General features: G+C 65.5%; 19 protein-coding genes and 2 pseudogenes. 6 read left to right on the forward strand and 15 right to left on the reverse strand.

What is annotated here, in order from left to right; genetic code table 11:
* Nucleotides 1–60 precede the first annotated feature (60 nt).
* The gene (locus ACW9PK_RS07220; protein WP_457015427.1) at nt 61–1,488 is read left to right on the forward strand and encodes a terminase large subunit domain-containing protein; all 1,428 of its coding nucleotides are present in this window, start codon (nt 61–63) and stop codon (nt 1,486–1,488) included.
* A complete protein-coding gene (locus ACW9PK_RS07225; protein WP_457015428.1) occupies nt 1,489–3,165 on the forward strand; it encodes a hypothetical protein in 1,677 nt (558 codons plus the stop codon). It begins immediately after the preceding gene.
* A 347-nt stretch (nt 3,166–3,512) separates the two neighbouring features.
* On the opposite strand, the gene ACW9PK_RS07230 is transcribed toward ACW9PK_RS07225, so the two are convergent.
* The 3 genes from ACW9PK_RS07230 to ACW9PK_RS07240 all read right to left on the reverse strand — a co-directional run bounded on the left by ACW9PK_RS07230 (nt 3,513) and on the right by ACW9PK_RS07240 (nt 6,133).
* Entirely contained in the window at nt 3,513–4,817 is a 1,305-nt protein-coding gene (locus ACW9PK_RS07230; RefSeq protein ID WP_457015429.1) for an ISL3 family transposase, read from the reverse strand.
* 116 nt (nt 4,818–4,933) lie between these two features.
* Nucleotides 4,934–5,365, reverse strand: coding sequence for a hypothetical protein (locus ACW9PK_RS07235; protein ID WP_457015430.1), 432 nt, complete (start codon nt 5,363–5,365; stop codon nt 4,934–4,936).
* Nucleotides 5,366–5,476: 111 nt separating this feature from the next.
* The gene (locus tag ACW9PK_RS07240; RefSeq protein WP_457015431.1) at nt 5,477–6,133 is read right to left on the reverse strand and encodes a hypothetical protein; all 657 of its coding nucleotides are present in this window, start codon (nt 6,131–6,133) and stop codon (nt 5,477–5,479) included.
* 310 nt (nt 6,134–6,443) lie between these two features.
* Here ACW9PK_RS07240 and ACW9PK_RS07245 point away from each other — a divergent pair, with 310 nt between their 5' ends.
* The gene (locus ACW9PK_RS07245) at nt 6,444–7,040 is read left to right on the forward strand and encodes a hypothetical protein (RefSeq protein WP_457015432.1); all 597 of its coding nucleotides are present in this window, start codon (nt 6,444–6,446) and stop codon (nt 7,038–7,040) included.
* Nucleotides 7,041–7,323: 283 nt separating this feature from the next.
* Nucleotides 7,324–8,471, forward strand: a protein-coding gene (locus ACW9PK_RS07250; RefSeq protein ID WP_457015419.1) for an IS3 family transposase whose coding sequence is annotated in 2 segments (ribosomal slippage) — nt 7,324–7,597 and nt 7,597–8,471 — 1,149 coding nt in all. Because the reading frame shifts where the segments join, the coding sequence is not laid out codon by codon here.
* A gap of 32 nt (nt 8,472–8,503) precedes the next feature.
* On the opposite strand, the pseudogene ACW9PK_RS07255 reads toward ACW9PK_RS07250, so the two are convergent.
* Nucleotides 8,504–9,160, reverse strand: a pseudogene (locus tag ACW9PK_RS07255) (ISL3 family transposase); the annotation flags it as partial.
* A 263-nt stretch (nt 9,161–9,423) separates the two neighbouring features.
* On the opposite strand from ACW9PK_RS07255, the gene ACW9PK_RS07260 reads away from it, so the two are divergent.
* Complete coding sequence (locus ACW9PK_RS07260; protein WP_457015433.1) at nt 9,424–10,731, forward strand: ISL3 family transposase; 1,308 nt, start codon at nt 9,424–9,426, stop codon at nt 10,729–10,731.
* 173 nt (nt 10,732–10,904) lie between these two features.
* Here ACW9PK_RS07260 and ACW9PK_RS07265 read toward each other — a convergent pair whose 3' ends face one another.
* From ACW9PK_RS07265 to ACW9PK_RS07305, 9 genes and pseudogenes are all read right to left on the reverse strand, one after another.
* Nucleotides 10,905–11,900, reverse strand: a complete 996-nt coding sequence (locus tag ACW9PK_RS07265; RefSeq protein WP_368814162.1) for a 5'-nucleotidase — start codon at nt 11,898–11,900, stop codon at nt 10,905–10,907.
* 547 nt (nt 11,901–12,447) lie between these two features.
* Entirely contained in the window at nt 12,448–12,840 is a 393-nt protein-coding gene (locus ACW9PK_RS07270; protein WP_314315074.1) for a hypothetical protein, read from the reverse strand.
* Nucleotides 12,841–13,011: 171 nt separating this feature from the next.
* Nucleotides 13,012–13,206 (reverse strand): hypothetical protein, encoded by a 195-nt coding sequence (locus ACW9PK_RS07275; RefSeq protein ID WP_239317638.1) that lies wholly within the window; start codon nt 13,204–13,206, stop codon nt 13,012–13,014.
* Nucleotides 13,207–13,447: 241 nt separating this feature from the next.
* Entirely contained in the window at nt 13,448–15,403 is a 1,956-nt protein-coding gene (locus tag ACW9PK_RS07280; RefSeq protein ID WP_457015434.1) for an ExeM/NucH family extracellular endonuclease, read from the reverse strand.
* A gap of 193 nt (nt 15,404–15,596) precedes the next feature.
* Nucleotides 15,597–16,759: pseudogene (locus tag ACW9PK_RS07285) on the reverse strand (endonuclease/exonuclease/phosphatase family protein).
* A gap of 5 nt (nt 16,760–16,764) precedes the next feature.
* A protein-coding gene (locus ACW9PK_RS07290) for an IS3 family transposase (protein WP_457015435.1) occupies nt 16,765–17,912 on the reverse strand; the annotation gives its coding sequence in 2 pieces (ribosomal slippage) (nt 16,765–17,639 and nt 17,639–17,912; 1,149 coding nt in all).
* 322 nt (nt 17,913–18,234) lie between these two features.
* The gene (locus tag ACW9PK_RS07295; protein WP_098053504.1) at nt 18,235–18,528 is read right to left on the reverse strand and encodes a type II toxin-antitoxin system VapB family antitoxin; all 294 of its coding nucleotides are present in this window, start codon (nt 18,526–18,528) and stop codon (nt 18,235–18,237) included.
* Between the two features lie 153 nt (nt 18,529–18,681).
* On the reverse strand, nt 18,682–19,347 hold the full coding sequence (locus ACW9PK_RS07300; RefSeq protein ID WP_064846550.1) for a TetR/AcrR family transcriptional regulator: 666 nt from the start codon (nt 19,345–19,347) through the stop codon (nt 18,682–18,684).
* Between the two features lie 151 nt (nt 19,348–19,498).
* Complete coding sequence (locus ACW9PK_RS07305) at nt 19,499–20,326, reverse strand: hydroxymethylpyrimidine/phosphomethylpyrimidine kinase (RefSeq protein ID WP_368835957.1); 828 nt, start codon at nt 20,324–20,326, stop codon at nt 19,499–19,501.
* A gap of 121 nt (nt 20,327–20,447) precedes the next feature.
* Between ACW9PK_RS07305 and ACW9PK_RS07310 the strand changes: the two genes are divergently transcribed.
* Nucleotides 20,448–21,194, forward strand: a complete 747-nt coding sequence (locus tag ACW9PK_RS07310) for a queuosine precursor transporter (protein WP_457015436.1) — start codon at nt 20,448–20,450, stop codon at nt 21,192–21,194.
* Nucleotides 21,195–21,258: 64 nt separating this feature from the next.
* Here the strand turns inward: ACW9PK_RS07310 and ACW9PK_RS07315 are convergent, their stop codons facing one another.
* Nucleotides 21,259–22,119 carry an MBL fold metallo-hydrolase gene (locus ACW9PK_RS07315; RefSeq protein ID WP_457015437.1) on the reverse strand — a complete coding sequence of 287 codons (861 nt, stop codon included), beginning with the start codon at nt 22,117–22,119 and terminating at the stop codon, nt 21,259–21,261.
* Entirely contained in the window at nt 22,116–23,426 is a 1,311-nt protein-coding gene (gene tgt, locus ACW9PK_RS07320; RefSeq protein ID WP_094067146.1) for a tRNA guanosine(34) transglycosylase Tgt, read from the reverse strand. The genes ACW9PK_RS07315 and tgt overlap by 4 nt, the downstream gene beginning before the upstream one ends.
* Nucleotides 23,427–23,440: the final 14 nt, after the last annotated feature.

Raw genomic sequence — 23,440 nt, forward strand, 5'->3', positions numbered from 1 at the left:
TAGCAGGGTTCGCCATGCTGGAATCACCATGCATGGACCGTCGCAGTTGGCCGCTGAGCCGTGAGCCTTCTCGATGACCTTGATGCCGTAGAGGCCTATCTAGCCAGCGACGAGTGCGGGCCAGAAGAGACCGCCATCATTAAGGCCGCCCTGGAAAAGGAGTGGTACGACTGGCACAACCACGCACGGCCTGAGCAGCTGCCACCTGAGGGCGATCACAACATCTGGTTCTTGCTGGGTGGCCGTGGTGGAGGCAAGACCCGCACGGGTGCCGAGACGGTCAAGTGCATCATGGGCTACGCCGATCCCCCGCTGGCAAACGTTCCGGTTATGCCAGGGAGCCGCGGAGCCATCGTTACCCCGAAGTTCGCCGCCGGCCGTGACGTCTGCATTGAGGGTGATGGTGGTCTGCTGGACGTACTGCCGCCCGGTGCTGTGCGGGCATGGAACCGTTCCAACGGAGAGCTGATCTTGGAGAACGGCTCATCGCTCAAGCTCTACTCCGACGAGGCACCCGAGGGTCTGCGTGGTCCGAACTTTGCCTGGGCCTGGTGCGATGAGCCAGCGTCCTGGCTGAAGAACGGCATCCTTACCTGGGACATGCTTCGACTGGCACTCCGTAAGGGCGACCCGTTCACCGTCGTCACCGGTACGCCGAAGAACCTCCCCCTGATCCGTCACCTGATGGGCAAGGACGTGGAGATCGGCACTCGGAAGCTCAAGGGCCGCAAGGACGTTGCAGTCAGTCGCTTCTCCACCTACGACAACGCGGCCAACCTCGCTGAGCAGTCGCTGGCCGAATACGAGGAGATGTACGAGGGCACGCGCCTTGGACGCCAGGAGCTGCACGCCGAGCTGCTCGAAGACGTTGAGGGCGCGCTGTGGCGCACCGAGACCATCGAGCCGTACAAGGAGCTGGACTTGGCCTTCGAGGGCCTCGACCTGCGCAAGGTCGTCGTGGCTGTCGATCCTGCCGTGACCTCCAAGCCCGACAGCGCCGACACCGGCATCATCGTGGCCGGCAAGAGCCGCATCGATGGTGACGACTACGTCATCGCAGACCGGACCATCCATGGCACGGGCTACGAATGGGCGTCTCGGGCGATCAAGGCGTACCACGAGTTCCAGGCCAACTACATCGTGGCTGAGGTCAACCAGGGCGGGGATCTGGTCATCGACAACATCCATCAGATTGACCCGAACATCCCTGTCGAGACGGTGCACGCCAGCCGCGGTAAGGACATCCGCGCCCAGCCAGTCGCTACCCGGTACGAGAAGGGCAAGGTGCACCACCTGACGTCGTTCCACTATCCGACCGACAACCTGGCGAAGCTGGAAGACGGCATGACGACGTGGGATCCAGCGTCAGGGATCAGCAACGACCGCATCGACGCGCTGGTCTGGGCCATCACGGATCTTTCAATCAAGCAGGCCGGCACCGGTCAGCGAGGTACGGTGCGCGACACACGCTTACGAGGGAGACGCTAGGTGGCCTACGAGGCGCCCATCTTCGATCAATACACGGCCCTGGACTTCAAGAGCGTCCTCGGCGGCGATGGTTTTGGGCCTCGGGCTGATCTAGCACCAACGTGGATCGGCAAGGAACATCAGCGCCGCCTACGCGCATACACGGTACTCAACGCCTACCTGACGAACTCCTCTCGCAAGCTGCTCGACCGTCGCAAGACCAGCGAGAGCGAAGGCCGCAGGGAGTACGGCGATGCTGCCAATATCGTGGATGCCTTCGTTGCTGCCGTGCTCGGTGATGAGCAGACGATCCACGTCGAAGGCGCAGAGGACTACGACGAAAGCGGCGAGGGTGAGGGCAACACCAGTGGCGAAGCCGCGGCTGCCCATGCTGTGCAGGAGAAGCTACGGGAGTGGGCCAAGGATGAACGCCTGCCCCTGAAGCTCATCGAAGGCGAGAACAAGGCTGTAGGTCTGGGCGACGTCGTCTACTCGCTGGGCTGGAACACCAAGAAGAAGCGGCCCCGGCTACGGGTCTGGGATCCCGGTTTCTACTTCCCCGTGATCGACGATGACTCGGGCGACGACTTCCACAGTCGTATCCATTTGGCGTGGGAGCTGGACGAGGACGAAGCGATACACACTATCCGGCGCATCACCTACGAGCTACGCACCGTCGAGCCATACCGCGTGCCCTGGAGCGACGAGCCGGTCGATCAGGAGTGCTTCATATCAGACGGCACTTGGCGCTTTGCCACACTGGATCGCTCCGTGGACGACTTCAAGGAGTCGGCCGGCACGTACATGGTTGATGAAGATGGCCTGGTAAAGGACCGGGCGCTGGGCATCGACTACATACCTGTGGTCCATGTGCCGAACACCCCGAGCACGATGGAGCACTTCGGCGTCTCGGTGCTGTCGCTGGTGCTGCAGATCATCGACGACCTCCAAGAGGCCGACACCGACAAGACCAAGGCCTCCGCCTTGGTGTCCACCCCGTTCCTCGGCGTTGCCGGCGCACGGATCGGCAACGAAGGCCTGGTGTTTGGGCCTGGCTCCTACATCGAGATGGCGGAGAACGGGAAGCTGTTCCCCGTGGATCTGTCTGCAGGTCTCGAGCGCCTCGCTACCCACATCGAGGAGCTACAGAAGCGCCTCAGCGTGAACGCCAAGCTGCCCCACGCGGCCCGTGGTCGTGTGGATTCCAGCGAGATCGAGTCCGGTCTTCATCTGCTCCTGCTGTTCGCGCCCATGGAGAAGATCGTCCGAGCCATGCGCCTCGTTCGCGGGGAGAAGTACCCGCTGTTGCTCAAGTTCGTCCAGCGCTTCTTCATGCAAGCTGGAGAGCTGCAAGGCCCCGAGCGTGCCGCGGAGCTAGTGCTTGGCTCGTTCATGCCGAACGACGAAGCGGCCAGCGTGGATTTGGTCGTGAAGCTGCTGCAGGCCGGGGCCATCAGCCTGGAGACTGCAGTCAAGATGCTGATTGAGGCAGGACTACCGATCGAGGACGCCGCCGAAGAGGTTCGCAAGATCCAAGAGCGCGACTTCGAAGGGGCTGCCGATCTGTTGGCTGCTACTGGCAACGAGAAGGACGTGGCGGACTACCTGGGGCGTGATGTCTCTACGGTGCGACCGCCGGCGCCACCGATCGACCTGGACCTGCCAAACGACAAAAATTTGCCAGAGGGCAGGGGTTAATTGTTTATCTAACCCGGAAGCGCTTTTCCAAGTTCTAGGGCGCGGGCCAATTTTTCGGGTTCTATTTCAACTCCACCAGACGCCACTATCAGTTTATGCTTTTTGATCGTCTCGTAGGACAGCTGCTTGTAGGTAAAGGTCCTCGGGAAGCCATCTGAGGGGTCTCTTGGACTGGAAAATGTGGGTTGCCACAACGACCATACGGATCCGGCACGTTGCCAACCTTTTTTGCGAAAGGGTCCAACTCGTTTCCAGTGTTCTTTTGGCGCGCCTGTCCACATGCCCGCCGCGTCACAGCTCAAGCGGATGCCCATTTGGACTGGATTCCGACCAAACAAAGAGGCCCTTCACAGATGAGCATGGGTAGGGGTCTTGCGCCACGGCCGGTGTCCGCCGGCGGCGAGCAGGGCGCGTAGGCGGTAGTTGTCGAAGTTCCGGAAGCCGCGGGCGACCCGGCGCATCGTCTCGATCACCCCGTTCACGGCCTCGGTGGGCCCGTTGGAGGCCCCGGCGGTGTCGAAGTAGGCCAGGATCGCGGCCTTCCACCGGCGCAGGGTCCGCCCGAGCCGGGCGATCTCCGGGATCGGGCAGGACGGGAAGGCGGCAAGGATCTCGGCGACCAGCCGGCGGCCGGTCTCGGGGCGGGCGTGGTAGATCGCACGCAGCTTCTGATAGCAGTGCCAGGCCAGGGTCACCTCGTGGTGCGGGTCCCCGGCCTCAAGCTTGGTGTTGAGCCGGGTGATCTGTTTGGCGGTGAGGTGCTCGGCGCCGATCTGCAAGGTGCGGCGGATCCCGTAGAGCGGGTCCCCGGCCCGGCCCCGGTGGCCCAGGGTGTCCTGCTGCACCCGACGACGCACCTCGTCCACGACCTGCCCACCGAGTTTCACCACGTGGAAGGCGTCCAGGACGGTGATCGCCTCAGGGAGTTCGTCGCGGATGGCGTTGGCGTAGCCGTGGAACGGGTCCAGCGTCGCCGTGCGGATCCCGCTCGTGAACGCCGGACCCTGCTCGGTGAGCCAGTCGCCGTAGGCCGCCCCCGTGCGCCCCTTGACCAGGTCCAGCAGTCGCGCCCGGGGCCGGCCGTCCTCGCCGCGGGAGTGGTCCACGATCCCGGTGACCAGCCCGGTGCCGGGTGGACCCACGTGGCGCCACACGTGCTCGTCGACACCGAGGGCGTCCACCCCGGCCAGCCGATCCTCCGCGGCCAGCTGGCCTTCGATGACCGGGGCCACGGCGTGCCAGACGGTGTTCCAGGCGACTCCGAGCATGTCCGCCAGGGCGGAGACCGCGATGTCGTGGGAGCGCAGCTGCGTCACCGCCCAGGCGATCGCGCGGGTGGTGAGCTTGGCCCGCGGCGCGGCCAGCTCGTGGACCTCGCTGAACGTCACGACCTCGCAGGCGTCCTCCCGGCACCTGAAGATCCGCTTGCGCCACACCACCCGCACGGGCACCCCAGCGCAGGGCAGATCGTGGAGCACGACCTCCCGGCGGCCGTGGCCGGTGGCGAGCACCCCGCAGGACGGGCACCCCACCAGCGTCGGAGAAGTCTCCACCACCACGGTGAACGAGCGTGGTCCGCGTTCCACGGCCCTGACATGGACGTCGGGCAGGTCGAAGAGCGCGCACGCGGGCGCGCAGATAGCATGAGACACGTCGAGGCCTTCATGGATCGGGTTGCTTGGTCGCTACCCATCCTGGAGGCCTCGACCTCTACCCAGACCTCACAACACACCCCTCGAGACGCCCACGCGCACACCGCTACCCATGCTCATCTGTGAAGGGCCAACAAAGAAGCTTCTTCCCAAACGACTCCAAAAGTGCGCATACTTTGGTTTGCCAGACTGTGGCTTACAACTACTTCAACGACCTCGCCTGGTTCTAGCTTACTTGGCATCGAAAAGCTGACCTCATAATCTCCAAATAAGACGCTGCTGGGAGTCCAGTCATATACCGTGGGGTGGAACATTGTCTGATGTCCCCTGTTGGCAATTATGATCAGCATTGCTCTCGCGACCACATCTTCGTGCGTGTCTGTTTCAGCGATCCAGGTCTTTGCGAGATGATCGCTATGTAATACCTCGATTGACGGCAGAGGCCTCTTGTGAGATGCCAGCTGATTAGCCGCGGCAATACCAGAAACTATTAGGGCAACAAAAGACACAAACAAAGCCGTTAAGTCGTGCCACTCCGGTATGTCCATGCTGCTATCTCCGTCCGTCGATCCTTGCCTGCTCTTCCATAAACTTTGGACCGTTGCTGCTCCCGTGATTTGAATTACACGGCCAAAGACGCCCGTCGAGGACGTAGACGTCTAAGCGGGCAGGTCTTCTCCTAATTCGTGCATGCGCTCGATCTCCTCAGGAGTGAGATCTGGGCGTCCCAAGATATTTTGCTCAAAAACCCCTGGTCCACTCGCCACGACGTTTAGCTTGTCGTAGATATCTAAAGCGGCTTGGTCTTGGATGCTCCCCCAAGACGCGAGATGGCTCATGGGCTTTTGCTTCGAAAACTGAAGCTGCCACCCCTTCCACCAAGGTCCCTCGAATGCGGTCTTTTGCCAACCTTTGACCTTGAAGGGGCCGGTACGCGTCCATCGCTCCACTGGGGGCGCGTTCCACTGCCCTGGCAGAGCATTGGAGAGTCGGTATCGGACACCCATAGTGATGGGCTTCCTACGGAAGAGAGAAGCTTCCTGCCAGACGACGCCGATGATGCGGTCGTTATCATTGGCCACGCTGTAGTTAGTTACCAGTTGCACGTTCTGGCCAGCACCAAGAACGCTAGGCATGGCATTTTTTCTTTTGCTCAAGCTGGTCAGAACTAGCCCTTCCGTCCAGTCGTAGACCATTGGATGCAGCATCGGTTCGTGCCCTCTATTGGTGACTCGGATCATCAGCCCAGCCACGAACATTTCTTCCTTTGAGCCTGCATATTTTGAAATCCCGTAGTCGAGATGCTCGATGGACATGAGGTCAACGGTCGGAAGTGGGCGTTTGAGTGACGCCAACTGGTTAGCCGCCGCAATACCAGCGACTACCAAAGCTGCCAACGCCACTGCTAGCGACGCGGCACCCAACCACTCAGCGGGTCCCATTTAACTTCTCCGTTCGTCGACCTTCCGCCCCTTCTCCGTCACTTCACGCTGCGGATTGGGGCACTAGCTCCTTAGCTACTCTCCCCCACAAGTCGCGTCACAGCGACCCGCCGCACCGCTGGGCACCAAAGCGGGAAGGAACCCATGCCTACCTGTGGGGCCGACGTATTGGGAGATACACCGAGTGCCAGAAGACCTCGACCTTGACGACAACCCTCTTGAGGCAGACGACAAGGACAAGCCAAGCCGGACGTTTTCACAAGACGAGCTAGACCGCATCGTCTCCCGTGAGAAGGACCAGGCGAAGCGATCAGTAGCCAAGCAGCTCCAAGAGCAGTTGGGCGTCTCGATCGAAGAGGCTCGGACGATTCTCGATGAAGCTCGCAAGCGTTCTGACGCTGAGAAGACCGAAGCACAGCGAGAACGAGAAGCAGCCGCAAAGGCGAAGGCAGATGCCGACGCAGAGCGTGCCGAAGCAGTTCGTGACCGTCATGTGTTGCGACTTGAGCGGAACCTGTTGAAGGCCGGAGTGCCTGATGCAGCTCTCTCTCGCGTTGCTCGCATGGTCGATGTGGAGGTCGGAGCAGACGACGTCACCTTGTCCGACGCGATCACTTCGCTGAAAGACGAGCTGCCGTCGCTGTTCGAAGCCAAGACAGCCGATGAACGCAAGCAGCCCCCATCTTCCGATCCGAAGGGAAAGCCGAAGCAGCCTTCACCCGACGACGACTCCCTTAGCAAGGGTGCCGAGCGGGCGAAGAAGCACTACGGCTCCGCTTGAGTCGCGCCAACAATGGGGGCTAATTACACATGGATCTGAACCTGAGGACGGAGACTTTCACTCCGGCCGAAGATCATCGCTGGTTGGGGTCGAAGCACGGCACCGACACAGCCGAAAGCATCACTCTCGACGCAGCTACCTTGCTTGCAGTCTTCCCCGATGGCCGTGTGCCATCCGGCGTTGTGCTCGGCAGGATCACTGCAACCAACAAGTACGGCGGGACTGCCCCGGTTGACCTGACTCCTGACTTGTGAGGATCTCTCCTCACAGTGAGGATGAAACAGTGCCCAAGCCCTACCCCGAGGAGTTCCGCCGCGACGTGGTGGCGGTGGCCCGTAAGCACGAGGCGCCGCTGTCGCAGATCGCCCGCGATTTCGGGATCTCAGAAGCCACCTTGCACAACTGGTTGCGCAAGGCTGACGTCGACGACGGCGTCCGTCCCGGCGTGACGACGGCCGAGTCGGAGGAGTTGCGGGTGCTGAAGCGGCGTAACCGGCTGCTCGAGCAGGAGAACGAGATCCTGCGCCGGGCAGCGGCCTTCTTTGCCCGCGAGTTGCCCCCAAAATGACGTACCCGCTGGTCCTCGACCTGGCCGCTGACGGGATCCCCGTCGCGGTGACCTGCCGGGCGCTGGGTTTCTCCAAGCAGTCCTTTTATGAGTGGCGGGCCAAGCCCGTTACCGCCCGGGACTGGGACGACGCCCACCTGATCGACGCCGCCATCGCTATCCACGCCGAGGATCCTGCGTTCGGCTACCGGTTCATCGCCGAGGAGCTGCCCGATCACGGCATCACGGCTGGGGAGAACCGCGTCCAGCGCCTGTGCTCGGCCCAGCGCCTGTTCAGCGTCCACTCCAAGAAGCGGGGCCTGAATCGCCGGCCCGGTCCATCGGTCCACGACGACCTGGTGGAGCGCGACTTCACCGCCGGCGCCCCGAACGAGCTGTGGCTCACGGATCTGACGGAGCATCGCACCGATGAGGGCAAGCTCTACCTCTGCGCGATCAAGGACGTCTACTCCAACCGGATCGTCGGCTATTCCATCGACAGCCGCATGAAGGCGTCTTTGGCGGTCACGGCCCTGCGCAGTGCGGTGGCTCGCCGGGGGACGGTGACCGGATGCGTGGTTCATTCGGATAGGGGTAGTCAATTTCGAGCCCGGAAGTTCGTGCACGAGCTCACCCACCATGGCCTCGTGGGGTCGATGGGTAGGGTCGGGGCGTGCGCGGACAACGCCGCCATGGAGTCCTTTTTCGCCCTACTCCAGAAGAACGTCCTGGACCGGCAACGCTGGTCCACCCGGGAGGACCTGCGGCTGTCGATCGTGACCTGGATCGAGAAGACCTATCACCGCCGGCGCCGCCAACGCCGTCTCGGTCGCCTCACGCCGGTCGAGTTTGAGACCATTAATCAAGGCCTCCGAGCCGCCTGAAAACCATCAACCCCGAGAGTCAGGGAAAGTCGGGGCAGTCCCGCGAGCCAGGTCTTGAATGCTTGCTTGGAGCGGCCCTCGACCATGTCCAACAAGCGTGCCGGGCCGGTGTTGTCCCTGATCGGAGTGAGGTCGATGATCACGGTGACGTATCTGTCGCCGCGGCGAGTGTGGCGCCAGACGTGCTCGTCGACGCCGAGCACGCGCACGCCGTCGAACCGCTTCGGGTCATCAATGAGGACCCGCCGGCCTTCGGCCAGGACGGCGTCGTTGGCGGTGTTCCACGACACGGCCAAGCCTTCGGCGATCCGGGCGATGGTGAGGTGGTCGACCACGAGTGCTTCCAGCGCCCAGCGCAGCGCCCGCCGGGACAGCTTGGATCGCGGTTCGGCGGCCTTGCTCATGTCCTGGCGCCACACGTGCCCGCACTCGGAACACCGGTAGCGGCGCACCGTGATCAGCAGGACGGTGGGTCGCCAACCGAACGGCTCGTGCGCCAACCGGTGAACCACGCTGCCGCGCGGGGTTCCCTCACAGCCGCACCGTCGGCACCACGGGTCGGGATTGGCGACCCGGCAGGCCAGTACCGCCTGGTTCGGCTCCACATGCTGGCCGATGACCTCGAGGCCGAGCTCATCGAGGCGGGTGAACGTGGTCAGGTCAGGGCTAACGAAGGTAGCGTGGGGCACGTCGAGGTCTTCCGGATGGGCAGTGTGAGAACTTCCATCTTCGGGAGGCCTCGACCCCCATCCACGTACCGACGCGCCGCACAGCTCAAGACACCGCTACACCCTGCTTTGTGATGAGCCCGAAAACTGAAGACGAGTGGGCATGGCTTGAGCGGCTCTTCAGGATCCAGGGTGTAGTTGGGGTCGGCGCGTCGGTCGCCGGATAGGGGTCGAGGCCTCCCGAAGATGAAGGTTCCTACACGCCTCATCTGGAAGACCTCGACGTGCCTGACGCTACCTTCGCCTGCCCTGACTTGACCACCTTCTGCTGTCTCGACGAGCTCGGTCTTGACGTCGTCGGTCAGCGCCTCGAGCCCGAGCAGGCGATCCTGGCCTGCCGGGTCCTGGAACCGGACCAGTGGTGCCGGCGCTGCGGCTGCGAGGGCACGCCCCGCGACACCGTGGTGCGGCGCCTGGCGCACGAGCCGCTGGGCTGGCGACCTACGACGCTGCTGGTCACGGTTCGCCGCTACCGGTGCACCGGGTGCGGACACGTGTGGCGCCAGGACACCACCAAGGCAGCCGAGCCGCGGGCGAGGCTCTCCCGTCGCGGTCTGCGGTGGGCGCTGGAAGGGATCGTGTGCCAGCACCTGACCGTGGCCCGCGTCGCCGAAGGCCTGGGAGTCTCGTGGAACACCGCCAACGACGCCGTGCTGGCCGAGGGCAAGCGGGTGCTCATCGACGACCCCGGCCGGTTCGACGGGGTCAAGGTCATCGGCGTCGACGAGCACGTCTGGCGCCACACCCGCCGCGGCGACAAGTACGTCACCGTCATCATCGACCTCACCCCGGTTCGCGCCGGGACGGGTCCCGCCCGGCTGCTGGACATGGTCGAGGGCCGCTCCAAACAGGCGTTCAAGACATGGTTGGCCGAGCGCGAGAACCCTTGGCGCCAGGGCGTGGAAGTAGTCGCGATGGACGGGTTCAGCGGGTTCAAGACCGCCACCACCGAGGAGCTGCCCGAGGCGACCGCGGTCATGGATCCCTTCCACGTCGTGCGCCTGGCCGGCGATGCCCTGGATCAGTGCCGGCGCCGCGTTCAGCAGGACACCCGTGGCCACCGCGGCCGGGCCGGCGATCCCCTCTACTCGGCTCGCCGGACCCTGCACACCGGAGCGGACCTGCTCACCGACAAGCAGCGGGACCGGCTGGAGAAGCTGTTCACGGCCGACGCCCACGTCGAGGTCGAGGCCACCTGGGGGATCTACCAGAGGATGATCGCCGCCTACCGAGAACCCGACCGGGCCCGAGGCCGAGCGCTGATGCAGCGGCTGATCCACTCCCTCAGCCACGGCGTCCCGGGTGCGTTGAGCGAGGTGATCACGCTCGGCCGGACCCTGACCAAGCGGGCCACCGACGTGCTGGCCTACTTCGATCGTCCTGGTACATCCAACGGCCCGACCGAGGCGATCAACGGCCGGCTCGAACACCTGCGCGGCTCCGCGCTCGGGTTCCGCAACCTCACCAACTACATCGCCAGATCGCTCCTGGAGACCGGCGGGTTCAGGCCGCGACTACACCCTGGATCCTGAAGAGCCGCTTGAGCTCGACCGAGAGTACGTCGCCATCAGCAAGAAACTACGGGCTGTTAGGAACAACTACCCGGACGATCCGTGGTCTGTCGTCGGCGTGAGCGAGACCGACTACGAGAACTTAGTCGCGCGGGCCGACGAAAAGTTCAGTTCCGTCTTTCGCCGCTGAGAAACTACCGGGCGCCGTGGGTTTCTGCAGTCTGCGTGATCTCGACATCGGGCGCTGTGCCTTCCTTGATCACGTTCTTGACGCCGTACGGCACGTGCACCGATGGAACGTCGTTGGTTGCGGTTTTGAAATTATTGGGATCGTCGTCGAAGAAGATGTGCGGGCGCAGCTCACGTAGCACAGGGTATTTGTCGACTCCTCCCATGAAAAACGCGTCGTTGATGCGCACTTCATGCGCTTGTAGCGTGCGGATCATTCGCAGATGATTCGGCGCGTTGCGTGCCGTAACGACGGCCACATGAACTCGCCGCTTGTAGTCCACGTTTAAGCTGAGGCGTTTGTCTTCGAGCCGCTGGATTTTGTTGATGCCTCGCAAGAATGGAAGTAGCGGGCCTGGTTCAATTGGCTTGTCGGCATCTTCGAGCTCACTTTTGCTGTATTCATCGAGGTTGCCGCCTAGCTCTAGCAATTTTTGTTCTGCGGAGTCGGAGCCGAGCACTCCGTCAAAGTCGAAGGCTATCCTCAACTCGTTCCCCGTGGAATCGCTCGCAGGCTGCCCGATCACTCGGCCGGCAGTTAGCCCGACTGCGGTGGCGTCTCGTACATCCTGGTCTTCCGCAGACAAAAAGAGGGACACGTTGAATGCCTTGCAGAACTTGTACGGAGACTTGCCCTGCATGAAGACTCCCCTCGTCATGGCGAGACCATGATGTCGGATCGACTCCATAACTCGAAGGCCGGTTTCGGGATCGTTTCTAGAAAGGATCACGACCTCCACGAGTGGGTGATCGGCGTCTTCAGCGAGGTCGTTCAAGCTCAACAGTCGCCGAACAAGCGGGAATGCTACTCCCGGCCCTAAAGGTTCTTTGAATCGTTCGTGTGAGTAGGAGCGGTAAGCGTCCTCGCCGTGCTTCTTGAAAAACGCATCTGACTCAGCCAGGTCGAACAGAGCACTGGATGCGACGCCCACCACAAGGCGTGAAGATAGATCGACGGGCATAATTCTCGCCTTTGCTAAGAGTCTCAAGGCACACCTACGTACCTGAGCTCATCTTACTGGATCGAGGGCTCTGCGTTCCTGCGGTTGCAGCTCCGCACGCAGTAGACTGCCGCCGAACAGCAAGTCCGACCGGTGCCGACCGTGCATGCGCCGCCCGAAAAGTCGTCTGTCTGGCTGCAGGCTACTGTGTTTGTCTTTGCGACACAGTTTTCACCGAGTTGCCAGGCCTTCACGCTCGCGCCGAAAATAGGGTGAAATTCAGGGTGACACGGTTTTCTGAGGGCTCCAGATTTGTTGATCTACCGCGTGTTTTGAGGATTTAGGCAAAATCCCCCATCCTCCGCGCTGTGATCGACGAAATGCGCCCCGTGTCAGCACGGGGCGCATTTCTCATTCGTGAACGCCGGCGCGTGGGCGTGGGCCCTGCGTCGAACCTCGTGTCGAATTCCTCGTGGAGTAAAAGCAGCCTCACGTGCGCCAGGCTGCTCTTACTCCACTTAATTTTCACCAGCGGAAGGGGTGGGAAGGTGGCCCCCCACCCGAGGCGTCAGCGCTTCGGCGTGAACGACGTGGAGCACTTCCACGTGGTCTTGCCCGAGGTGGCGACGACGTCCACGACCACCTTGCGGTTCAGGGTGGCCCGGCCGATCGAATAGGTCGTCACGGCGGTGCCCTTGGTTGAGGCGACCGCGGTCTTCTTGGTCGTGGTGGTCTTGTACTTGGCCGTGGTGGTGACGTTGGCGCGTGCGCCCACCTGGGAGACCTTCACGGAGGTCTTGGTGTACTGGCGGGGCTGCGTCACGGACATGCTGGCCTTGCACGGCTTGACCACGGCGGCCTCGGCCGGTGCGGAGGAGCCCACGGCAACGGTGCCGGAGGCGAGGAACAATGCGATGAGTCCGGTCGTGACCGAGCGGCGGACGGAGGTTGCGGCGGACATGCGCGGATCCTTCGTTAAGGGTGAGGAAGCCCGTGGCGGGCGTGTGATGACAGCTCCGCCGGCCTGTGCGGTACTCACCGATCAAGGGGGGTGAGCACATCATAGGAACAGGAATGACCCCTGAGTAATATCTGCCGAATAATTACGATCGCACATGTCTGCGCGGATCCGTCACCGGTTCGCGAGGCCCCGGCACTGGTTGGTCAGCCCGGTCATCTTGCCCTCGACCGCTTGCATGGGGTTGTTGCCGTTCTCGAAGTTGTACAGCACCTGCTTCATGCCGCGCAGGTTACCGCTGAGCTCCTGCGGTGCCGCCGAGCGCGGCCGCGCCACGGCCTCGCGGGCACCCGCGGGATCGTTGCTCACGTTGCCCCGGCATGTTGGCCCGGAACGCGTCGATGGGCTCGCACGTCTCGGCCGCCGTGAGCGAGCCGGTCACCGCGGCCATCCCGCCGATGGGGTCGCTGCTGTCCGCGGAGTTCCCCGATCCACCCGTGGCGGCCGGGGAGTCCCGCGCCTCCGAGGTCGCGGGGGCTGGCAGCATGACGCCGCCCAGCCGCGTTCGTGCGCAACGGGCCGGGCGGCGTCGTCGTACCGGAAGGGAAGGCTACTTCTTGCCCGCCCGGAACCCGGCGATGAACGGGTCGTGGTCGGAGGAGGCGATCTCATTCGGGACGTAGTAGTCCAGGGCCGTGGTGCGGTACTGGGCGTACTGCAGCAAGGGCGACTGGCCCGAGTTGATGTTCCACGCGGCCGCGCCGGTCATGCGCTTGGCAAGCGACGGCGAGATCAGCATGTGGTCGAGCGAACCCACCTGGCCCCCGAACACGTAGGTGTAGTCGTCCTCGGCGGCCCGTGCGTACCCGGCGCGGTAGAACTCCTGCAGGGGGTCCTCCTGCGCGTACGAGTTGAAGTCGCCGAGCACGGCCACGTCCTGGGAGCCCGCGGCGGCCGTGAGTTCGGGGATCCAGTCGACGACGGCGCTCGCCTGCGCCACGCGCGACGCGTTCCAGGCGCCCTGGCCGTCACCGGTGTCCCGGTTGGGACCGGTGCGGGGAGCGGAGCCCTTGGACTTGAAGTGGTTGACCACCACCGTGGTGGGTGCTGCGCCGTGCTTGCCGCCGCCCTTGGTCGCGGTGAACGTGGCCGCGATCGGGGTGCGCGCGTTCTCGAAGGCGCCGCCGGCCACGGCCTCGGAGCCGAGGGCCCGGGCCTGACCCACCTGCGTGACCTCGCGGGGCTGGTAGATGATCGCGTTGGTGATGAAGTCCTGCTCTGCGACCGGCTGCAGCTCGGAATCCGCCACTGGGACGTAGGCCCACTTGGTGTAGCCGGCCGCCTTGTTCAGCGCCTTGACCAGGGAGGCGAGCGCCTCGTCCTTGGGCTCGCCGAGCTTCGCGGAGTTCTCGACCTCCATGAGCCCGACCACGGAGGCATCCACCTTGTTGATCGCCGAGACCGTCTTGGCCTGCTGGCGCTCGAAGTCCGCGCGGTCGTAGGCCCCGCGCGCGTCACAGCCCTGCGCCACGTTGTACGTGCCGTCCGTGGAGTAGTTCCCGCCGCGGCAGCCCTTGTCCTGCCCCACGGTGGTGAAGTAGTTCAGCACGTTGAAGGACGCGATCCGCACCTGTCCACCCACCCCCGGCTTGGGGTCCGCCGAGCCGGAGAACCGGGCCGGTTCCTTGCCCGGGACCACCGGGGCGGTGGGCTGCAGGCGCCACTTGTCGAAGCGGAAGTCCACGATCACCGGGGCGGTGATCCGCGCGGTGTCGCCCACGGCCACGGGGTTCTCGGGGGTCAGGTACGGGACCTGGCGGGTTTCCTGGGTGGGCGAGGCCGCGAAGCCCCGGTTGGTGCCGTCGTCCAATGTGACCGAGATGGCGTCATTGCGCTGTGCCTGGGTGCGCGCCTCGGGACTGTTCGGGCGTGCCACCTGAGTGGGTTGGGCGGGCAGCTCCTTGCCCGCGGACAGGCCCAGCTCACCGTAGCGGCCCACGCCGTAGGTGTCGGAGACCCGGAACTTCTCCTTGGGCAGGTAGAGCATGGATTCGAGGTTCTCGCGGTTCGCGGCGGTGGACGCCCAGTTGTTCGTCACGGGCTTCACTGCGGGGAGCTCGTCCCGCACCGGAGTGACCTCCACGTTGCCCGCGAGCTGGGTCAGGCCCTTGAACTCCCCGGCCACACCCGTGACCTGTACCCGGTCACCCACGGCGACCGTGGACTGGGTCGCGCCCGTGTACACGAACACGGCGTTCGAGGCCCGGGAGGTGTCCACGTGCCCACCGGTTCCGGGGGTCTGGATCACGAATCCGCCCAGGGTCCCCGGATCACCCGGGTACACGGCGGTGACGACGGAGGGCTCGGTGGTGACCGTCTGGCCCTTCAGGGGCGTCTCGTCCCCGGTGCCCTGGATCTGAGCGATCGACACGGTCCCGGTGGAACCGGAAGGCGCGGGGGTGGCCATCGCGGGTGTTGCGGCCAGGCCGCCGCACAGCAGGAGCGCGCCGGAGGACACGGTCGCGATGCGGGTCCGCAGGCTGAACAGGGGTGATGTCACGGGCATGAGGGGTCTCCAGTCGAGGGTTTGTCGGGTGGGGGATCGGGATCGCACGCCCCGGGGCGGGGTTACGCAAACAGAGGATGCGAAAACAGGGGGTGTGGGAACAGGGGGTGTGGGAACAGGGGGTGCGTGACAGGCGGTGTCGGAAGCGGGCGGCGCTTCACACGAAGACCCGCGACGCGCCGTCGTGCGGGGATCAGCGCCTGCCTGGGACCTTGACGTCCACCCACACGAGGCGGTGGTCGGAAGTCGGGAACGGGTACTCACCGGTCAGCTCGGAACCGGGCCGGCCCGGAGCGGGCCAGAAGACACCGGCGTCGAGCAGGGGCAGGTTCTTGGACGGCAACGCGTAGTCCACCGCAGGTTCCCGGGGGCGGGATCGTCCGAGAAGTCCGCGGTGTCGAGTGCCGGGCGCGTCACGTGCGTCCGGTTGGCGCCGCCCTGGCGCGCGCTCGCCACCACGGCGCCCGTGGACGTGGGCTGCGGATCGTGCACCCGGGAGTTGTCGAGCAGCTGCCGCGCGGCACCCGGGAAGGAATCGCCGTCGTTCGGGTCCGAGTTGTAGTCGCCCACGATCACGAAGCGTTCGCCGCGGGGCAGACCGCCGCGCCGCCCGGCGTCGTCGTAGATGTAGCGCGCCGACTTGGTGCCCGTGATGTAATCGGCCCAGAACCGGATCTCGTCGTTGTTCCGGCGCCCGTTACGGTCCTCGGGGCCGTCGAAGCTGGGCGGCGTGGGGTGCGCGGCCAGCACGTGCACGGTCTTGTGGCCCACGCGCACGGGGACGTCCCAGTGGGACTTGGAGGACAGCCGCAGCTGCGCAGCCTGCTCCGGCGTGTAGTAGTCGGTGGGCAGGCGGTTGCCGGGCATGTCCTGCCACCGGAAGTGCTGGAACGTACGGACCCGATCCCGGGCGATCGGGTACTTGGAGTAGATCACCATGCCGTACTGGCCCGGGAACAGCCCGAAGCCCCAGGCGTCGTCCGGTCCGCCTACCGTGCCGTCCTGGTTGAGGTCCAGACCGGACGGCACGCCCGTGTTCACCGGTGCCACGTAGTGGTAGGGGTAGTCCACGGGCGCGTGGCCGTTCTGGCTCACCGCCAGGTAGTTGTCGCGGAACGCCCGCGCGGCGCGTCCGCCCGGGACGTAGTCGAACTCGTTGAGCAGCACGATGTCCGGGTCGTTGATCTGGATGATCTCGGCGATGTTCCGGGCCTGCTGGTTGTCCGGTGTGGACAGGTCCCGCAGCAATTGCCCCTGCTCGCCCCGGTTCAGGGACGCGTTGTACGTGGCCACGCGCAGTCCGTGCTTGTCCCGGCTTTGGGACTGCCCCGACTTCCGTTGACTCTCGGGGTTGATCGGTTTCAGGCGGCCTTGAGGCCGTGATTGATGGTCTCAAACTCGACCGGCGTGAGGCGACCCAGACGGCGTTGCCGTCGCCGGCGGTGGTAGGACTTCTCGATCCAGGTGACGATCGCCAGCCGCAGGTCCTCCCGGCTGGACCAGCGCTGCCGGTCCAAGACGTTCTTCTGCAGCAGGGCGAAAAAGGACTCCATGGCGGCGTTGTCCGCGCACGCCCCGACTCTGCCCATAGACCCCACAAGATCGTGATGGGCGAGCTCATGCACGAATTTCCGGGCTCGAAATTGACTGCCGCGGTCGCTGTGGACCACGCAGCCGGCCACTGTCCCGCGGCGGGCCACCGCGCTGCGCAGGGCCGTGACCGCCAAGGACGCCTTCATCCGGGAATCGATGGAGTACCCGACGATCCGGTTGGAGTAGACGTCCTTGATCGCGCAGAGGTAGAGCTTGCCCTCGTCGGTGCGGTGCTCGGTCAGATCGGTGAGCCACAGCCGGTTGGGCGCGCCGGCGGTGAAGTTCCGCTCCACCAGGTCGTCGTGGACCGGTGGACCGGGCTTGCGGTTGAGCCCGCGCTTCTTGGAGTGGACGCTGAAGAGCCGCTGGGCCGAGCACAGCCGCTGCACGCGGTTCTCCCCGGCGGTGATGCCGTGGTCGGGCAGCTCGTCGGCGATGAACCGGTAGCCGAAAGCCGGGTCGTCGGCGTGGATGGTCATGGCGGCGTCGATCAGGTGCGCATCGTCCCAGTCCCGGTCGGTGACCGGGTTCGCCTTCCACTGATAGAAGGCCTGCTTGGAGAAGCCCAGTATCCGGCAGGTCACCGCGACGGGAATCCCGTCGGCGGCCAGGTCGAGGACCAGCGGAAACTTCATTTTGGGGGCAGCTCGCGGACGAAGAACGCCGCGGCCCGGCGCAGGATCTCGTTCTCCTGCTCGAGCAGTCGATTGCGCCGCCTCAGCGCCCGCAGCTCCTCCGACTCGGCCGTGGTGACCCCTGGCCGGACGCCGTCGTCGACATCGGCTTTGCGCAACCAGTTGTGGAGCGTGGCTTCTGAAATCCCGAAGTCGCGGGCGATCTGGGACAGCGGGGCCTCGTGCTTGCGGGCTACCGCCACCACGTCGCGGCGGAACTCCTCGGGGTAGGGCTTGGGCACGGTTTCATCCTCACCGTGAGGAAGGATCCTCACAAGTCAGGAGTCAAGGAAACCCGGGGCAGTCCCTTTCGTTTCCTTTGGACGACGACGCCGCTCGCGGGCCTTCCCCCGCCGCGGCCGGTGCCACGGTGGTCACGGCGAGGACTCCGGCCAGTGCCGCGGCCGAGACAACAGCGGTACGAGAACGCAGACGCATGGCAAACCTCCAGGTCAGGATGAGATGACCCGAGGGTAGGGAGGCCGAACGACCAGGTCGTGGCGGGAAAGTGAAGATTTGGTGATCCGTGCTACGTGCGCCGCGAAGGCTCGTGCGACGGCGCGGTCAGAGCTCCAGGACCCGCGCGTGGATCACGGAACGGTGGTGCAGGGCCGTGCGCAGGGCCCGGTGCACACCGTCCTCGAGGTAAAGGGTTCCCCGCCAGGACACCACGTGGGGGAAGAGGTCCCCGTAGAAGGTGCAGTCCGAGTCCAGGAGGGTGGCCAGGTTCAGGGTGGAGGTCGTGGTCACCAGATCCCCCAGGCGGACCTGCTGCGGGGCCACCTTGGACCAGTCGGAGGGCGTGACCAGACCGTGGTCCGGATAGGGGCGATCGTCTCCCACGGCCTTGAAAATCATGGATTCACCCTAAAGCCGTACGCCCCGGTCCGCAGAACCGGGGCGTACGTGGCGGGTAGGTGGCGTCGGCCGGGCTGAAGGCTCCCCGTGCTGCAGCAGGCGGCAGGCGTCTGGGCAAGTCGACCGGACCCGACGGAGGAGCCGGGCTCGGGATCAGGAGACCGCGCTCAGCGCGGGCGGCTGCGAGGGCAGGCGCACGGGGCGGGAGTCGGCGTCGAACTGGGCGCCCAGACCCCGCTGGATGAACCGGACCGTGGCCAGGGTGCGTTCGCGCTGGGCGCGCTCGCTCTGCACCGACTTGCTGCGATCCGCGGTGGAGGTGAGGGAGCCGTGGACCAGGTCGGACAGCTCGTCGGTGTCGCCCTCCGGGAGGTAGCCCTCGTCCATGGCGCGCTGCAGGATGGACGCGAGGAGGGACTGCAGTTGCTGCACGTGCTCGCCGAGCTTGGCGAAGTCCTCCGGGGACAACACGGTGCGCATGGCCTGGCCGGGAGGCAGGTGCCGGCGGCTGAGGTCCTCGATCTGGAACCGCACGTACACGCCCAACTGGTCTACGGGGTTTTCCACCGCGGCGAGTTCTCGATGCAGGTCCGAGACGAAGCGCTCGGTCTTGTCCAGGGCGTAGGCCACGAGCAGTTCGCCCATGTCCGCGAAGTAGTTGTACACCGCGGTGCGCCCCACCCCGGCGGTCTTGGCCACCTGGGTCATGGTCAGATCGGTGAGCCCGTTGCTGTACAGCAGGTCCCCGAACGCGTCGAGAACGGCACGCTGCGTGCGCTCGCGCTGGGCGGCATTACTGGAAGCGGTGATGCGGGGCATGACGACACCTTACCTGATTCTGTCAGCAAAAGGACGGGGCGCTGACGGGCCGTGTGTGTTCTTCCCCCATTCCACCGCATGACCGCGGGGAATGCCCCTTACTTCAGGGCATTCCCCGCGGGCTTTCAGGAACTTCGTCGCCGGTGTTCGGTCAGGCCTCGGCAGCGAGCCCGCCCTGCCACAGGGAGTCGAACGGCAGGTGGGATCCCAGCCGGTGCCGGATGCCGGCGGAGACGAAACTCTTGGCGGTGCGGGCGGCGTCGAGCGGGGAGGCGCCCTTGGCCAGCTCCGCGGTGACGGCCGCGGCCAACGAGCAGCCGGCGCCCGAGACCGGGACCTCGCCCACCTTGGGTTCGGACAGCACCTCAAGCGTGGAGCCGTCGTAGAACACGTCCACGGCGTCCGGGCCGGAGAGCCGCACGCCACCCTTCGCGAGCACGGTGGCCCCGGAGGAGTCGTGGATGCGCTGGGCCGCCTCCTTGAGGTCCTCCACGTCGTTGATCTCCTCCATCCCGGATAGGGACAGGGACTCGAAGTGGTTGGGGGTCACGAACGTGGCCAGGGGCAGCATCTGTGCCTTGAGCGCCTGATCGGTGTCGAGCGCGGCGCCCGGTTCCTGGCCCTTGCAGATCAGCACCGGGTCCAGCACCAGGTGGCGGGGCGCGAGGTCCTTCATGGCCGTGGCGACCGTGTGGATCGTGTCCGGGGAACCCAGCATGCCGATCTTCACGGCGTCCAGGTCGTACGCCGCGGAAATGGTCTGCAGCTGGTTCGCCAGGGTCTGCTGGTCCACGGGCGTGAGGCGGTGGCCCCAGTCGTTCTCGGGATCGAACGCCACGATGCACGTCAGCGCGAGCGATCCGAAGACTCCCAGGGACGTGAAGGTCTTGATGTCTGCGAGCGCCCCGGCGCCGCCGGTGGCCTCGGAGCCCGCGACGGTCATGGCAACGGGCGGTTGGTTACGTGTGGTTTCGCTCATGCACGCTATTGTGCTCCCGCACGGGACGTGCCCGCGACTCGGCGCACCACCCCATTACACTGGGCTCGACGCCGGGTGGCAGACGACGTCCCTGACCCTTCCGTACATCCCAAGGACACCCGTGTCTGACGCCACCCCGCCCCACACTTCCTCCTCCCGCACCGCCGCGCTCGCGCAGGGCGAACGGCAGTCCCTCTTCGCGCGCCGCCCCCGGACGTACTTCGACGTGATCCTGGCCGCGTACTGCGTGATCCTGGTGCTCTCCAACATCGGCGCGACCAAGGGCGTGCAGTTCGGCCCCATCATCACGGACGGCGGGTTCTTCCTGTTCCCACTGGCCTACGTGTTGGGGGACGTGGTCTCCGAGGTCTACGGTTTCCGGGCCGCACGCAAGGCGATCATCACGTCCTTCTTCTTCGGGGCGTTCTCCTCCCTGGTGTTCTGGATCGTGATCATCCTGCCGCCGGCGCCCTTCTACGAGAACCAGAGCGCGTTCGAGACGGTGCTGGGCCCGGTCCCGCTGATCGTGGCGGGTTCCCTGCTGGGCTACCTGGTGGGTCAGCTGCTCAACGCATACGTGATGGTCAAGGTCAAGGAACGCACCAAGGAGAAGCACCTGTGGGCGCGGCTGATCTCCTCCACCATGGTGGGCGAACTCGTGGACACCGTGATCTTCTGCTCGATCGCCGCTCCCATCATCGGGATCGACTCGTGGTCCGCGTTCTCCAACTACGTCCTGGTGGGCTATGTCTACAAGGTCCTCGTGGAGGTCGTGATCATGCCGGTCACGTACGCGGTGATCGGCTGGATCAAGCGCCGCGAACCCGGCTACGACACGCGCGCCCTCGAGGAGGCGAACGCGCGGTAGCAGGGCGCGAGCGTCGTCGTCGTGCCCCCGGCTCGGGAGCCCACGTAGGCGAGGTGCCCCCGGGTCAGTACCCCAGGTAGGCGAGCTGCGCGGCGATGGAGCGCTCCGCGGCGCGCCGTACCCCGGCGGGGACGTCGGTGTAGACAGCGTCCGTGATCGCCTCGACGCTCGCGTCGCGGCCGAGTCCGGCGACGATCTCCCGCACCTGATCCAGGCGTTCGAGCCGGTGCTCCGTGAGTTCCTCGCACACCTCCTGCAGATCCGGCAGGGGTGCGCCGTGAGCGGGTAGCACCGTGGCGCCCGAGCGTTGCCCGAGCAGTTCGAGGGAGCGCAGATAGTCGCCCAGGGAACCGTCCGGGTGGTCGATCATGGTGGAACCGCGCCCCAGCACGGTGTCCCCGGTAATGACCGTCTCCGGCTCGTCGTGGGGCAACCGGAAGCACACGGAGTCGGAGGTGTGCCCGGGGGTGGCCAGCACGCGGATGCTCACGCCCGCGGCCAGGATGCAGTCGCCCTCCCGCAGGGGCTCGCCGCTGTCCCGGCAGAACTCGGGCAGGGCCGCACGCACGGGCGCACCGGTGATCTCGTGGAGTCGGTCGATGCCGTCCGTGTGATCCCCGTGGCGGTGCGTCACGAGGATCAGCACCACGGTCCCGGTCGCCGCGACCGCCTGCAGGTGCGCCTCGTCCAGGGGCCCGGGATCCACGACGACGACATCCGGTCCGGGCCACTCGCCCCGGCCCTGCGCGGACGGGTGGTGGCCGTAGTTCGGGTGCTCCGGGCCGTCCCCCGGGGCGGAGAGGATCCACGTGTTGGTGCCGTCGAGGGTCATGGGCCCGGGATTGGGCGCGAGCACCACGCCGGCGCACGCGCTCACGCGGCGCAGGACACCTGGGGTGGCGTGCACGGGCTTGGGGTCGCTCATCGCGGGCCTCCCGTTTCGGAAGGAACAGTGGAGGTCGACGGCGCGCCGTAGTACCTCGCCAGGAAATCGTCACGGTAGTCGAAGTACGTCCCCGCGTCGATGGCGTCCCGCGCGCCGGAGACGAGGTCCAGGATGAAGCGCTCGTTGTGGATGGACGCGAGTGTTGCGGCGTTGCGCTCCTTGGCCTTGAACAGGTGACGCAGGTACGCGCGGGTGTAGTGGGCGCACGTGTAGCACGGGCACGTGTCCGAGATGGGCGTGAAGTCGCGTTTGAAGCGGATGTTCGTGAGGTTGAACCGGCCATCGGGGGAGTAGACGGCCGACGAGCGGGCCACGCGAGTGGGGGAGACGCAGTCGAAGGTGTCCACGCCATTGTCGATCGCGGTGAAGATGTCGTCCGGTTCGGAGATGCCCAGCAGGTGCTTGGGGGTCTCCTCGGGCAGTTCTTCCGTGCACCACCGCACAATGGTCCCCAGCTGACGTTTCTCCAGGGCACCCCCGATCCCGAACCCGTCGAAGCCCATCTCGGCCAGGTCCCGGCAGGCCATGCGCCGTAGGTCTTCGTACTGGGCGCCCTGGATCACCCCGAACAGCGCCTGGTAGGGCTTGTCCGCACGGGCCTCGGTGAGCCGGCAGTGTTCGGCCACGCAGCGCAGGGCCCACTTGCGGGTGCGTTCCAGGGCGTCCTCCTGGTACTCGCGGGAATCGTGGAGCGTAGTGAGCTCGTCGAACGCGAACATGATGTCCGCGCCGATGTTGTGCTGCACCCGCATGGAGACCTCCGGCGTGAACCGGTGCAGGTCCCCATTGAGGTAGGAACGGAACCACACGCCGTCGTCGTCCACGCGCGCCATGCGCTTGTGCCCGGGGGCGGGCTGTGCGCCCCCAGGGGACGGTGTGAGCGCGGACATGTCGATGACCTTGCCGAGTCCCGAACCCAGGGACATTACCTGGAACCCGCCCGAATCGGTGAACGTGGGGCCGGGCCAGTTCATGAAGGTGCCCAGCCCGCCGGCGGCGTCCAGGATGTCGTCGCCCGGCTCGAGGAACAGGTGGTACGCGTTGGCCAGCATCGCCTGGGCGCCCTCCGCCGCCATGGACTCCGGGAGCACGGCCTTCACGGCGGCCTGCGTGGCCACCGGGATGAACGCCGGGGTACGGATCGGGCCGTGCGGCGTGGTGATGGTGCCCGTGCGGGCCTGGAACTGGCCGCCATTGTCCCGGATGCGCTGCTGGGGAACGGGAGAATCACGCAGGCGCGTGTGGAGCCGGAAGGTGAACGGGGAGGGGGATTCGGTGCTGGACACCACACCATTGTGCC

It is taken from the genome of Kocuria sp. MNB10 (assembly GCF_054073685.1).

Bases quoted from the DNA above. Each gene is read 5' to 3' on its own strand.
- ACW9PK_RS07235 (WP_457015430.1), bottom strand. From the start codon at position 5,365: ATGGACATACCGGAGTGGCACGACTTAACGGCTTTGTTTGTGTCTTTT.
- ACW9PK_RS07240 (WP_457015431.1), bottom strand. From the start codon at position 6,133: ATGTCCATCGAGCATCTCGACTACGGGATTTCAAAATATGCAGGCTCA.
- ACW9PK_RS07265 (WP_368814162.1), bottom strand. From the start codon at position 11,900: ATGCCCGTCGATCTATCTTCACGCCTTGTGGTGGGCGTCGCATCCAGT.
- ACW9PK_RS07270 (WP_314315074.1), bottom strand. From the start codon at position 12,840: ATGTCCGCCGCAACCTCCGTCCGCCGCTCGGTCACGACCGGACTCATC.
- ACW9PK_RS07280 (WP_457015434.1), bottom strand. From the start codon at position 15,403: ATGCCCGTGACATCACCCCTGTTCAGCCTGCGGACCCGCATCGCGACC.
- ACW9PK_RS07295 (WP_098053504.1), bottom strand. From the start codon at position 18,528: ATGATTTTCAAGGCCGTGGGAGACGATCGCCCCTATCCGGACCACGGT.
- ACW9PK_RS07300 (WP_064846550.1), bottom strand. From the start codon at position 19,347: ATGCCCCGCATCACCGCTTCCAGTAATGCCGCCCAGCGCGAGCGCACG.
- ACW9PK_RS07305 (WP_368835957.1), bottom strand. From the start codon at position 20,326: ATGAGCGAAACCACACGTAACCAACCGCCCGTTGCCATGACCGTCGCG.
- ACW9PK_RS07315 (WP_457015437.1), bottom strand. From the start codon at position 22,119: ATGAGCGACCCCAAGCCCGTGCACGCCACCCCAGGTGTCCTGCGCCGC.